Origin of the sequence: Olivibacter sp. XZL3 (genome assembly GCF_004368405.1) — a bacterium.
In the GTDB taxonomy this organism is placed as follows: Bacteria; Bacteroidota; Bacteroidia; order Sphingobacteriales; family Sphingobacteriaceae; genus Olivibacter.
In genome coordinates this window covers 1-13,677 of sequence record NZ_SBJH01000080.1, presented here as the reverse complement: position 1 = coordinate 13,677, position 13,677 = coordinate 1, and the positions used below count along the sequence as shown (strand labels likewise).

8 protein-coding genes and 1 tRNA gene are annotated in these 13,677 nt (G+C 44.5%); 8 read left to right on the top strand and 1 reads right to left on the bottom strand.

The features are described 5' to 3' along the window. The first annotated feature begins 31 nt into the window (after positions 1 to 31). From EPX21_RS17480 to EPX21_RS17445, 8 genes are all read left to right on the top strand, one after another. The gene (locus tag EPX21_RS17480; protein WP_134090974.1) at positions 32 to 1,510 is read left to right on the top strand and encodes a S10 family peptidase; all 1,479 of its coding nucleotides are present in this window, start codon (positions 32 to 34) and stop codon (positions 1,508 to 1,510) included. A 298-nt stretch (positions 1,511 to 1,808) separates the two neighbouring features. Further along, a complete protein-coding gene (glgX, locus tag EPX21_RS17475; protein ID WP_134090973.1) occupies positions 1,809 to 3,935 on the top strand; it encodes a glycogen debranching protein GlgX in 2,127 nt (708 codons plus the stop codon). A gap of 15 nt (positions 3,936 to 3,950) precedes the next feature. Beyond that, positions 3,951 to 5,789, top strand: a complete 1,839-nt coding sequence (treZ, locus tag EPX21_RS17470) for a malto-oligosyltrehalose trehalohydrolase (protein WP_134090972.1) — start codon at positions 3,951 to 3,953, stop codon at positions 5,787 to 5,789. Position 5,790: 1 nt separating this feature from the next. Further along, positions 5,791 to 10,023, top strand: a complete 4,233-nt coding sequence (gene treY, locus EPX21_RS17465; protein ID WP_134090971.1) for a malto-oligosyltrehalose synthase — start codon at positions 5,791 to 5,793, stop codon at positions 10,021 to 10,023. Between the two features lie 148 nt (positions 10,024 to 10,171). Next, positions 10,172 to 10,243, top strand: a tRNA-Glu gene (locus EPX21_RS17460). Between the two features lie 249 nt (positions 10,244 to 10,492). Next, positions 10,493 to 11,827 (top strand): site-specific integrase, encoded by a 1,335-nt coding sequence (locus EPX21_RS17455; protein WP_134090970.1) that lies wholly within the window; start codon positions 10,493 to 10,495, stop codon positions 11,825 to 11,827. A 28-nt stretch (positions 11,828 to 11,855) separates the two neighbouring features. Further along, positions 11,856 to 12,521, top strand: coding sequence for a nucleotidyl transferase AbiEii/AbiGii toxin family protein (locus EPX21_RS17450; protein WP_206106098.1), 666 nt, complete (start codon positions 11,856 to 11,858; stop codon positions 12,519 to 12,521). 41 nt (positions 12,522 to 12,562) lie between these two features. Beyond that, complete coding sequence (locus EPX21_RS17445; RefSeq protein WP_134090968.1) at positions 12,563 to 12,880, top strand: hypothetical protein; 318 nt, start codon at positions 12,563 to 12,565, stop codon at positions 12,878 to 12,880. A 445-nt stretch (positions 12,881 to 13,325) separates the two neighbouring features. On the opposite strand, the gene EPX21_RS23530 is transcribed toward EPX21_RS17445, so the two are convergent. Continuing rightward, positions 13,326 to 13,562: a DUF5694 domain-containing protein gene (locus tag EPX21_RS23530; RefSeq protein WP_370451007.1), complete on the bottom strand. Its 237-nt coding sequence runs from the start codon at positions 13,560 to 13,562 to the stop codon at positions 13,326 to 13,328. Between the last annotated feature and the right edge of the window lie 115 nt (positions 13,563 to 13,677).

Here is a 13,677-nt window from a genome sequence, read left to right as displayed (position 1 = left end):
GCGCCCAACAACTAAACAAAAAAAGTAAACAATGAACAAATTTTATCTGCTTTCCCTACTTTCATGCTTATTCTTGAACAACCTATTTGCCCAGACAGATCCGCCCGCAGATACCGTCATCTCAACCAAACATACAACCGTTATCAAAGGGAACAGGATTTCCTATAATGCAACTATCGGCATGCAGCCGGTATGGGATGAAGAGGGTAAGGCCGTTGCTACGGTTAATTACACGTACTACGAACGCTCAGACGTGAGCGATAAAAAAAGCCGGCCCTTAGTTATTTCGTTTAACGGTGGCCCGGGATCCGCCTCTTTATGGATGGAGATCGGATATACCGGACCACGGATATTGACGCTTGATGATGAAGGGTATCCTGTTCAGCCTTACGGCGAGATGCGCGACAATCCCTATTCCATTTTGGATGTGGCAGATATTGTATATGTCAACCCTGTAAATACAGGATACTCCAGGATTCTAGATAAGAAAGCTGATAAATCAATGTTCTTCGGTGTTAACGCCGATATTAAGTATTTAGCGGCTTGGCTGAATACCTTTGTGACCCGAATCAACCGGTGGCAGTCGCCTAAGTACTTGATCGGCGAGAGCTATGGAACCACTCGCGTATCGGGTTTAGCGCTAGCGCTTCAAGATGCACAATGGATGTATTTGAATGGCGTGGTGTTGGTTTCCCCAACCGATTTGGGTTTGAAGCGAGAGGGGCCCGTAGAAGTTGCTTTGCGACTCCCTTATTTCGCAGCGACAGCCTGGTATCATAAAGCGCTTGGGAGTGATCTACAGCAAAAGGATTTGGATCAATTGCTGCCAGAAGTAGAGGCCTTCACATTGAACGAATTGTTGCCGGCTGTAACGAAAGGCGGTTCATTGCCTGTTGCCGAAAAGCAACGCATAGCAGCAAAGATGGCCCAGTACGCCGGGATTTCAGAAAAGCTGATCTTGCAGCATAATTTCGATATATCTACACAGTTCTTTTGGAAAGAATTGTTACGGGAGAACGGATTTACTATCGGGCGACTGGATTCCCGTTATCTTGGAAAGGACAAAAAAGATGCGGGAGAAAGACCGGATTATAATGCAGAGCTCAGCTCTTGGATGCACTCCTTTACGCCCGCGATCAATAATTACATCGCCAATGAACTTAACTTTAAAACGGACGTAAAATATAATGTGTTCGGTTCGGTGCATCCCTGGGATCGTCGTAATGATCATACCGGTAGCGACCTCCAGCAAGCTATGGCCGAGAACCCCTACCTTCATGTGATGGTACAATCAGGCTATTATGACGGTGCCTGCGACTACTTCAATGCGCAATACAACTTATGGCAGATGGATCCGGCCGGGAAATTTCAGGATAGAATGTCCTTTAAAGGCTATCGGACAGGGCATATGATTTATATGCGACAAGTGGATCTGGAACAGGCCAACGATGATCTGCGTGATTTTATTCGTAGCTCAACGGTTAAAAAAGGCGTGTCGGCCAAATACTGATTGTACAACAAAAGAAATAACAATACAAAAGCCTGGAGACTTCCGGGCTTTTTCTGTTTCCAGTGGCGACTTTATGCTGCCTCCCATTGCTGTCATCGATGTCTGATAGAGACAGAGAACGCTTTTCTTTATTAAGTATTTCCGGTTAAACAAAAGCGTGCTCCGCTTGTTCAATAGTTGGTTAATAGCAACCGACATCCCAAGGCAGGCATCGCCGCAGCGACCATAAATCGGCATGAGATTAGGTTAATGCCTTGTGTGAACTTCCTGTTGACAATTACAATGATAGTGAAAACGTATGAAACGAAAAATTTACCCCGGTAGCCCTTATCCCCAGGGCGCCACATATGATGGCAAGGGGACGAATTTCGCTTTGTTTGCCAGAAACGCAGAAGGCGTTGAGCTTTGCCTTTTTGATTCAGACAAGTCCGACGCAAAAGAAGAGCGCATTCCGATAAAAGAACGTACCCATGACATCTGGCATATTTACCTGCCCGATATACAACCCGGACAAAAATACGGATACCGTGTGTACGGTCCTTATAAACCCGAAGAAGGGCATCGTTTCAACCCAAATAAGCTGTTAATGGATCCTTACGCCAAGGCGATAGCGGGTGTGATTAAATGGCATCAATCCATATTTGGGTATAATATTGATGATGAAGATAAAGATCTGAGTTATAATGAGCAAGATAGCGCGCCTTACGTGCCTAAATCAGTCGTTATAGATAACTCCTTCGATTGGGGTTCCGACAAGAGACCAAACATCATGTATCATCAATCTATCATTTACGAAGCGCACGTCAAGGGTTTTACTTTTACGCATCCCGATATTCCAGAGGATATCCGGGGAAGCTATCAGGCTATCGGTCATCCGGCAACTATTCAATATCTGAAAGATTTAGGAGTTACAGCAATTGAACTTTTGCCTATCCACCATTTTGTGAACGATTGGCATTTGCAAGACCTAGGATTAAGCAACTACTGGGGCTATAACACGATTGGTTTTTTTGCTCCCGATGTGAAATATAGTTCGAGCGGTTTGAACGGCGAGCAGGTAACCGAATTTAAGCAAATGGTGAAGAATTTGCATGAGGCAGGCATAGAGGTGATTTTAGACGTCGTTTACAACCATACAGCCGAAGGGAATGAACTGGGGCCTACCTTAAGCTTCCGGGGTATTGATAATTCTTCTTATTACCGGCTTACCGAAGACGGTCGTTACTACGTGGATTATACCGGAACCGGCAATACCTTGAACGCTAATCTTCCTAATGTGCTTCAGCTTATTATGGATAGTCTTCGTTATTGGATTGTGGACATGCACGTTGATGGATTCAGGTTCGATTTGGCATCGACATTAGCACGCGAATTTCACGACGTTAATAAGCTCAGTGCTTTCTTCGATATCATCCATCAGGATCCGACTATTTCACAGGTTAAGTTAATTGCAGAACCTTGGGATATCGGTGAAGGCGGTTATCAGGTCGGCAATTTTCCTGCCGGTTGGGTAGAGTGGAATGGTAAATACCGAGACTGTATACGTGATTTTTGGCGAGGAGAAGATAGCAAACTAGGTGAATTTGCTTCGCGATTTACAGGTAGTTCCGACTTGTATAGTGACGATTATAGAACCCCTACAGCGAGTGTTAATTTCATAACAGCGCATGACGGTTTTACCTTGAACGACCTTGTCTCTTACAACGAAAAGCACAATGAAGCAAATGGCGAAGATAATAAGGATGGCGAAAGCCACAATCGCTCTTGGAATTGTGGAGAAGAGGGGCCTACGGATAATGCCGACATTCAACTTTTACGAAGTAAGCAGAAGCGCAATTTTTTAACCACCTTATTCCTCTCACAGGGAATCCCAATGTTATTAGGTGGAGACGAAATTGGCCGTACGCAACAGGGAAACAACAATGGCTATTGCCAAGACAATGAGCTTTCATGGTACAATTGGAAAGATGCAGATCAGGATCTTTTAGCCTTTACTAAAAAGCTGATCCGTCTGCGTAAGGATCATCCCACATTCTGCCGCCGAAAATGGTTTATGGGACAAAAGATAAAAGGTGCAGGCGTTGAGGACATCGTTTGGTTTTTACCAGAAGGGCTTATTATGCCTGATGAAGCTTGGGCCAATGATGCGGCCAAATCGCTGGCGGTTTATTTGGACGGAAGGGGTATTCGGTCGGTAGACCCCGAAGGCAACAAGGTTTATGACGACCACTTTTATGTAATCTTTAATGCACATCACGAACCGATCGATTACAAGCTTCCTAATAAAAAATATGGAAGTAGATGGACAAAGGTATTAGACACGGAGGAGGCACAGGTGGAGGACCAGAATGGTTATAAACCGGGAGATATTGTCAAGGTGGCCGGTCGTTCCGTCGTGCTGTTCTATGCCCCGTTAGAAGAATAGTTTTTTGATTGTATTATGAGTCAGTTACATTCTTTTTTTTCAGGCAAGGCCTTTGGAATACACGTCGAATCAGGCAAGGCGACGATAGGAGTATGGGCGCCGAATAGTAAGCACGTGCGCCTTGTTACGAATGCAGGGACCCAAATCGAATTGGAGAAAAGATCGTTAGGCTTTTGGTCTGCCGAAACCAATAAGATTAATGAAGGCGATTTATATAAAGTGTTATTGGACGACAAACAGCCAATGCCCGACCCAGCCTCCCGTTTTCAACCTCAGGGTGTACACGGTTATTCCCAGGTAGTGAATTTAAACAAGCATTCCTGGACCGATCTCGAATGGCGGAATTTACCTTTGGAAAGCTATATCATTTATGAGCTGCACATCGGAACGTTTACGCCGGCCGGCACTTTTGACGCCGTGGTGGAAAAACTCGATTATCTTGTAGACCTGGGAATAAACGCAATAGAAATCATGCCGGTAGCACAGTTTCCCGGTGAAAGGAATTGGGGTTATGATGGGGTATTTCCATTTGCCGTTCAAGCCAGTTATGGCGGTCCAGCAGCTTTGCAAAGCTTGGTTGAGGCATGCCATAACAAAGGGATAGCTGTTGTTTTAGATGTAGTTTATAATCATCTGGGGCCAGAAGGAAACTACTTGGAGTCTTATGGCCCCTTCTTCACCGATAAATACCATACCCCTTGGGGTAAGGCCGTCAATGTCGACGACGCTTACTGCGATGGGGTAAGGACCTTTATTCTGGAGAACATGTTGATGTGGTTTCGCGATTTTCATATCGACGCCCTCCGGTTAGATGCAGTACATGCAATAAAAGATTATAGCGCAGAACACATTTTAGCCGCGATGCGAATGAAGCTAGACGAGCTATCTGATTCGAGCGGAAGACCCTATTACCTCATTGGCGAATGTGACTTAAACGATGCCCGTTATATAAGCCCGGTGGAGAAAGGCGGTTATGGCCTGCATGCACAATGGATCGACGAATTTCATCACGCCTTACGCGTAAGCGCAGGCGAGCCGCGAAACGGCTATTATTCCGATTTCGAACCGCTCGTTCACTTAGCGAAATCGTTTACCGACGCATACGTTTACGATGGAGTTTATTCTCCACATCGGAAGAAAATTTTTGGAAACAGCGCCTCCATAGCAGAAGGTAAGCAGTTTGTCGTCTTCTCGCAAAACCATGATCAGGTGGGCAATCGTATGTTGGGCGAACGGAGCAGCGTTCTTTACAGTGAAGGCTTGCAAAGGGTGATGGCTGCAGCGGTATTGGCCGCACCTTATTTACCCTTTCTGTTTATGGGCGAGGAATATGCAGAAAAGCAACCTTTCCAATATTTTGTAAGTCATACCGATGAGGAGCTCGCCGAGGCGGTTCGAAAGGGGCGCAAGCAAGAGTTCAAAGATTTTCATGGCGGGGACGATACGCCCGATCCAATGGCTGTCAGTACCTTTGAGCGCTCAAAACTCAATTGGTCGTTAATTGAGCAGCCTGCTCACCGAGAAACCTTCCAATTGTACAAACAACTTATTACACTAAGAAAAACGCATTCGGCTTGGAGGCATTTAGACCGTTCCCGAGTGGAGATCCATGTTTGGAAAGAGGAACAGGTGTTGCTTTTACATAGATGGGACGAAGAGGAATCTCTCTTTTTCTATTTCAATTTTAGCGATCAGCGGCAGGAAAGGACCGCCAGCTTTTCCACCGACCGTGCCCTGAAGATTTTTGATACGTCCGATACCCGTTTTTTAGCGGAAAACTTTACGCTTCCTGCCGATCCCGTATTAAAATTAGCTCCACAGAGTGCGTCTATTTATCAATTATTAACCCAGTGATATGGCTAATGTATTCAATCCGGTAGCAAGCTATCGTATTCAGTTTCATAAAGAATTTACGTTTGCAGATGCGCAGCGGTTGGTTCCGTATTGGCAGGCTTTGGGAATAAAAAGCTTATATGCATCGCCGATTTTTGAAGCAGTTCCAGGGAGTATGCATGGCTATGATGTAACGAATCCGCTTCGTGTAAATCCGGAGCTCGGAACCTTGGATGAATTCCGAAAGTTAATAGCAACATGCAAAGAACACCAGCTTTCCTGGATACAGGATATCGTTCCAAACCACATGGCTTTTCATCCGAACAACCAGTGGCTTATGGACGTCTTGGAAAAAGGTAAAGCTTCTGCATATGCGGCGGTATTTGATACGGCTTGGGGCAACGCTTTTTTTCAGGGCGCCATCATGGTGCCTTTTTTAGGTACAGACTTAAAAGAGGCGGTCGACCAAAAAGAAATCAAACTTTCATTGAAAGACAAAAAGCTTTGCTTGCAGTATTACGATCAGTTCTATCCGGTAAATGTTTTCGGATATAAGGAAATATTGCGCCGCTTGACCGAAAAAGCGGAAGACGGTGGAGCGGCTGCGGTAAAAGGTGCCCTCGAAAAAGTGGAACAATCGTCCATAGAACAGGTGAAGGCGTTTGAACCACAATGGACAAGCTTTTTAGAAGCATGGTATCAATATATAGGGCTGAAAGAAACAGAAAACATATTGAAGCGCTTAGTTGGTCAACTAAACAAGAACAAAGCGGCGCTTCTTCAGCTTTGTGACCAACAATATTACCGCTTATGTAGTTGGAAGGAGACAGACAAAAGAATCAACTATCGGCGTTTTTTTACTGTAAATAGCTTAATCTGTCTGCAAACCCAAAAAGATGAAGTATTTAGCCTGACCCATCAATTTATTAAGCAAATGATCGATGAAGGCTGCTTTCAGGGATTGCGGATAGATCACATTGATGGATTGTTTGATCCTAAAAAATACCTCGATGATTTAAGGTCGCTTGTTGGCAGAGACGTATATATAGTCGTTGAAAAAATCCTCGAAAAAGAAGAGCGTTTACCCATCAAGTGGCCCGTCCAGGGTACATCTGGATATGACTATCTGGCACACGCCAATAAGCTGTTCTCCCGTCTCGAAAGTGAACGAACATTTGATAAACTTTATCGACAGTTGATTGGCGCGGGCGAAGATGTGGAACGACAAATCTTAGAAAAGAAGCGCCTCATCCTCGAACAACATATGCAAGGCGAAGCCGAGAATCTTTATAACTTTTTTAAGCGTTCAAATTTTTTATCTAAAACAGATACGAGCTCTGTAGACGCCGCTTCCTTAAAAGAAGCCATCGTGTCGGTGTTGATTTTTTGTCCGGTCTACCGGTTTTATGGTAACGAATTTCCGCTGCAGTCGGGAGAGGAGCAGAAATTAAAACAGCTTTTTGATGGCATTCGGCGCAGTAGGCCCACAATCAACAATGCCCTTTCTATATTGGAAGATTTGTTGTTGGGGGCATCACAAGCGCCAAGTAAACGGTTTAAAGAACAGTTGCTGTATTTTTATCAGCGACTGATGCAGTTTTCTGGGCCGCTTATGGCAAAAGGGGTGGAAGACACGCTTATGTATACCTATAATCGGTTTATTGGTCACAACGAAGTGGGAGATTCACCCGCCACTTTTGGCTTGTCGAAGAAGGACTTCCATGCGGCTATGGAAGAAAGGCAGCGATATTGGCCACTGGCCATGAGCGGAACAGCCACGCACGACACAAAAAGGGGGGAAGACGTGAGGGCAAGGCTGCAGGCGTTAAGCTGCCTTCCTAAAAGGTGGAAGGCTATCGTTAATGATCTTGAACGCATCGCAGAATCAGCCGATCCGCAGCAGATCCCAAGCGTTAATGATCGCTATTTCATCTATCAAACCATACTAGGCACTTATCCGGTAGGACAAGAGGGGGCATCAACCTATCGGGAACGGCTGGCAGCCTATCTTGAAAAAGCGCTACGAGAAGCCAAGGTCAACAGCAATTGGGTAGAGCCTAACGAGGCATACGAAAAGAAATGCATTGATTTCGCCTTTTCGATGCTCGACAGAGAAGGTGATTTCTGGTCTTTATGGATGCCGCTTTTGGAAGAATTGAACAAACAAGGCATGTTCAATTCCCTGGCGCAAGTATTGTTAAAAACATTGGTGCCGGGCATTCCCGATTTCTATCAGGGAACCGAGTTTTGGGACTTGAGTTTCGTTGATCCTGATAACAGACGCGCTGTAGATTATAAATTCCTTGAAGAATCAATCCAGTCCGTAAAAGAGAACACGGTCGATATAGGAGATTATTGGCGCGAGCGGCAAGACGGGAGAGTGAAGCTTGCGCTTATTGCCAAACTGCTTCACTATCGATCTCAATATTCAGAGCTGTTTGAAAAGGGAATATACAAGCCGTTAAAGGTACGTGGGCGGTATCGAAAACACGTGTTGGCCTTTTACCGCAGATACCGTGAGGATTGGAGTATTGCACTTATTCCCTTGTGTTTGGCCGAATTGTGTGCCGATCAAGGATGTGAAATTGAAAACATCAATTGGAAAGACACCCGTATCGATTGGCCCGATGATATTCCGGAAGAGTTTCAAGATGTGCTGAACGATAACCGGGGGAAAGTCAATACAGCCCTTTATATGGCTGAATTATTTGCCTCAGGTTTGCCTTTGACCGTCTTGCATATAAAGGAAAAAGAAAAAAAGCGCGCAGCTGGGATCCTGATGCCGCTAAGTTCCTTGCCATCTGCATTCGGAATAGGAGATTTGGGTCCGCAGGCGCAACTGTTTGCCTCACAGCTCGCCGCTGCCGGTCAGCGCTATTGGCAATTGCTTCCGCTCAATCCAACTGGAGCCAAAGAGCATTATTCGCCGTATAGTGCGTACTCCGTCTTTGCGGGTAACCCGCTTTTGATCAGTCCGGAAATACTGGCAAGGAAGAGCCTGATCACTGTTCATGAGCTGAACGAGTCGAAGATAGCAGCACAATCGCAAATTCTGTACGACGAGGTTAGCACTGCCAAGCAGCAGCTTCTTCGCCTTGCATTTAGGCGATTCATTACCGACAAAAGCAACGATAGCTACGCGGATTTTGAACAGTTTATGCAAGCTGAAAAAGACTGGCTGGACGATTTTGCTCTCTATCTCGTTATAAAGAAAGAGCAGCAAGGCAAAGCTTGGTATCAATGGCCAACGAAATTGAAATTGAGGGATAAGCAAGCCGTGGCGGCTGTTGCAAAGAAGTATAAAGAGGATTTATTAGAAATAAAATGGCAGCAGTACGAGTTTTTTAGCGAGTGGAGGGCATTAAAAACATATTGCGAAACGCTGTCGATTCGCCTTTTAGGCGATATTCCCATTTATGTTAATTACGATTCTGCGGATGTTTGGATTAACAGGCGACTGTTTAATCTCGACGACGACGGAAATATGCGCGGTGTAGCTGGGGTTCCGCCGGATTATTTCAACGCCGACGGGCAGTTATGGGGCATGCCTACGTTCGACTGGAGCGAACACAAAAAAGACAATTATGCATGGTGGGTAGCGAGACTCAAGAAAAACCTTGAATGGTATCATCTGGTACGCTTAGATCATTTTAGAGCTTTTTACGATTATTGGGAAGTGTCCGCGCAGGAAGAAAATGCCATCAATGGCTCTTGGAAGCCAGGTCCGAAGGATGAGCTCTTCCAAAGTCTGAAAACCGAAATTGGGCATTTACCGCTGATAGCCGAGGATTTAGGCGATATTAGCGGCGGTGTTTACGAGTTGCGCGACCGTTTAGGACTGCCGGGCATGCGGGTATTGCAGTTCGCCTTTGGCGACGATATGGCACAGTCGCTCCATATACCCCATCAATATGTGTTAAATAGCGTAGTCTATACCGGTACGCACGATAATAATACGATTGTCGGCTGGTATGACGAAGAGCTTGACAAAAGCGGAAAGGAACATTTGAAACGCTATCTGGGGCGAAAAACGAGAGGGGCAAACATTCATAAAGATATGATCAAAATGGCCTATGGCTCGGTGGCGCAATTAGCTATTATTCCTATGCAAGATGTAATCGGCTTAGGTAAAGAAGCTAGGATGAATACGCCGGCAACTACCGATGTAAACTGGAAGTGGCGATTGCTTCCTAATGAGTTTAATGAAAAACATATTACATGGCTCAAGGAACAAAGTAAGTTCTATGGCAGGTAGCACGAGGCAGCAATGAGGTTGGCTGGAGAAAAATTAATTTACTGATACTAAGGCGTGTATTTCGTTTTGGATGAAATATTTTAAATTTTCTTTTGAATTATAAATCTTAGATGTATTTTTGCAGTCCCGAAACGGAAAGAGTAACAATGGCCCGTTCGTCTAGGGGTTAGGACGCAAGATTTTCATTCTTGAAACAGGGGTTCGATTCCCCTACGGGCTACACATCTTCATGTCAAAACATACAAAAGCCTGCAAATCAAATGATTGCAGGCTTTTTGTTTTTTACAAATCCCCTGAATTATTCAATTTTTCGCATAAAAAAAGTGAGTGATTCGGTGAGTCAGTTCCCCCTCCTTCACTTACTCACTGGAAGTGATTTAAGTTATTGATATTCAACTGGTTCAATAACTGAACATCTTGATTTATTATAGCTGCAAGGCTTACTTTGTTTCACTTAAATGAGTTACTCATGGGTACAAATTATTCCTTGCTTTTCTATCTGAGAAAGCCAAAAAACTATGTGAAAGGGCCGGTTCCGGTGTACATGCGTATCACTGTAGATGGTATCCCAAAAGAAATTTCTACCGGAAGATCCTGCGATCCCTCCCGTTGGAAGGCAAAAGCCAACCGTGCCAGCGGCACGAAAGAAGAATCCAGAACGCTGAACAGCCATCTTGATGCGCTGGTGCGGAAGATGGAAAACAGCCATACGCTGCTTATCAAAGACGGGGTAGCGGTAACTGCCGAGCAGCTCAAAATGCACTTTCTGGGAAAGGGCATAAAACAGCATTTCCTGATGGAGATCTTCCTTGACCATAACACGAAGATGGAGGCGCTGTTGGGTAAAGGATTTAAGTCCAATACGCTCAAAGGGTATAACACATCGGTTCTGCACCTTAACTCCTACCTGTTGAAGTATTACCGGGATACCGACATAGATATTCAGAAAATTGACCATGCTTTTATTACGGATTACGAGTTTTTCCTACGCTCGGAAAAGGGGTGCAGTCCCGTTTCTGTGGCCAAGTACATGAAGCACCTGAGGAAGATCGTCAATCTGTGCCTTGCCCACCGCTGGATTACCGAAAATCCCTTTGTCCTATATAAAAATACGGCAAAGGCTAAAGAGAAAGAGTTTCTCACACAGGATGAGCTGGATAGGGTCATGCAGAAGAAGTTCAGCATTCCAAGGCTGGCCCACGTCCGTGACATCTTTGTGTTCTGCTGTTATACGGGCCTCTCCTATGCAGATGTAAAGAAACTGCGTATTTCTGATATTGCCAGAGGGACCCACGGCAGACTGTGGATACTGACCAGCCGTGAAAAGACGGAAACTACCTCGAACATTCCCCTGCTGCCACAGGCACTGGAAATCCTGAGACGTTATGCCGATTATCCGCCATGCGTGGCAAAAGGGCTTGCTCTTCCGGTATTGAGCAACCAGAAGATGAACAGCTATCTGAAAGAGATTGCTGACCTGTGCGGGATTACCAAAAAGCTGACTTTCCATATTGCTCGACACACCTTTGCCACTACGGTCACCCTAAGTAACGATGTGCCCATTGAAACCGTATCCAAGATGCTCGGCCACACCAATATCAAGACCACCCAGCACTATGCAAAACTGCTTGATACCAAGGTAAGTAATGATATGGACCGGTTGCAAAGAAAAATAGCAGCTCCGGGGCAGATCGGAAATTTTACAGCAGAAAATAACCGGAGCCTTCTCAGCTTACCGGTACGCCTGCCCTCGCTGAAAACAGGAAATACGGAACCGGTTCTTTGGGAGGAAGTATATGGATAGGCTGCACAGAGAAACAATAAGCAGGGACATGTGGTCCCTGCTACAGCAACTGATGGCGGATGAAGCGCTGAAAGATTTTGTACTAGTGGGCGGTACGGCCCTTTCCCTAAAAATGGGCCATCGTAAATCCATTGATATTGACCTTTTCACTGATAGGGACTTTGATGCACCGTCCATATTGGAGCATCTTGAAGAGCATTATGGAGCTGAAAGGGGCAGGTATCTTAGGAATTCGGTATTCAGTTTCATAAACAGGGTCAAGGTGGATATTGTCTCTCACCAATATCCGTTTCAGAAACCCATCGAAACTATTGAAGGCATCCGTATGGCTTCCAATGAGGATATAGGTGCGATGAAACTCCATGCCATTGTCCAGAGCGGTAGTAGGCTAAAGGACTTTATAGATATGTTTTTCCTCTTGGAACAATTGCCACTTATAGCTTTTATGAACGCTTACGAAAATAAATATCCCAATACCAACGCCTACATTGCACAACTTGGATTGACCTATCATCAGAATATCGATTTTGATGAAAAAGTAGATCTTCTGGTAAATAGAAGGATTGCATGGGATGATGTCGCGAATAGATTGAGGCAGGCTGTAATCAGCCCCTACCAGAAATTCACAGAGGATAAAAGAAACAAAATTGAACAAGGTTCCAAAATGGACAGGGGAAAAGGATATGGCCGTTAAAGTGGTTGCGGGGAACAGGGAATATGGTTAACTTTACACTTATGGGGGCAGTGAGAAAAAAACGGCAGGTACCGAACATTGATCCGATGTTCTTTTGGGAGTTCGATCTGAAGACGATGGACTGGGATAAAGCCTATAAGACAGTTATCGGACGGATCATAGAGCGTGGTGACCAGGAAGAGGTGGACGAACTGGTGCGATTTTACGGTTATGAAAAAGTGATCAGCGCATTGCGCAATGATATTTATTTCCTGCCAGACTATGCCATTGACCGAGCCATCGAATTCTTTCCGGAGCTGAAAAAGGAACAGATGTACTGTTATCTGAACAGAAAGGACAAACCCTATCATTGGATATAGACGCGAATGATCTTTGTCGCATTGAACCGATAACGGCGAGAATCTTAGGTTTGTAGGCTAAGGTAGCAAGAGAAGTAGTTTTATTCCGTAAAAGCAAAAGAGCGGGACAGCGTTTGGTAAGCGGGCGAAGGCGCTCCGCAGGCCGAAAATGTGTTTAGGGCATAGTCGGATAACCGAAATCAACCAATTACGAAAAACTACATTGGACTTATTAACATGATATTCTTACGGCAGTGTGTTGTTCGAAATTAGCTTACAGCAGGAATAAAACACACAGTTTTCGACTATAGTAGTTAACCTAAAAATATTTATGAATATTCCGAAGCTCGTATGGAAGTGGCCAAATAGATTTGAATAAAGAATTTAAGTATGCTCATTAACTATATAGAAAAGATCAGCCAGGCAATTATGGATATCTAGCGGGATAAAAAAAAAGAACTTGCCATTATTTTTTTATTTTACTTTTCCCAAGCCACTTCTCTGTTTCAACGACCTCAAAGTATGGATTATCATTAAACAATTGTTTCAAAATAGGAACATGGTCATTCCCGATAACAAGAAACAAAGCGTCCTCTTTATAGTCTAGTTGAGCTAATATTTTTGAATAAATCAAGATATTTCTTCGGTACCAATCAATTGTCAAATCTGCTCCCATAAAATAAGTAGAGTCATGGTGAAACACATCAGTATTCCCAATCTGGGGATACACATTGATATGTATCCGTCCTATGGACTACGTGTTTGATTTGAGCATAATTTGTTTATAGTTCTGCGGATACAGATCTTTTATGTTTTTA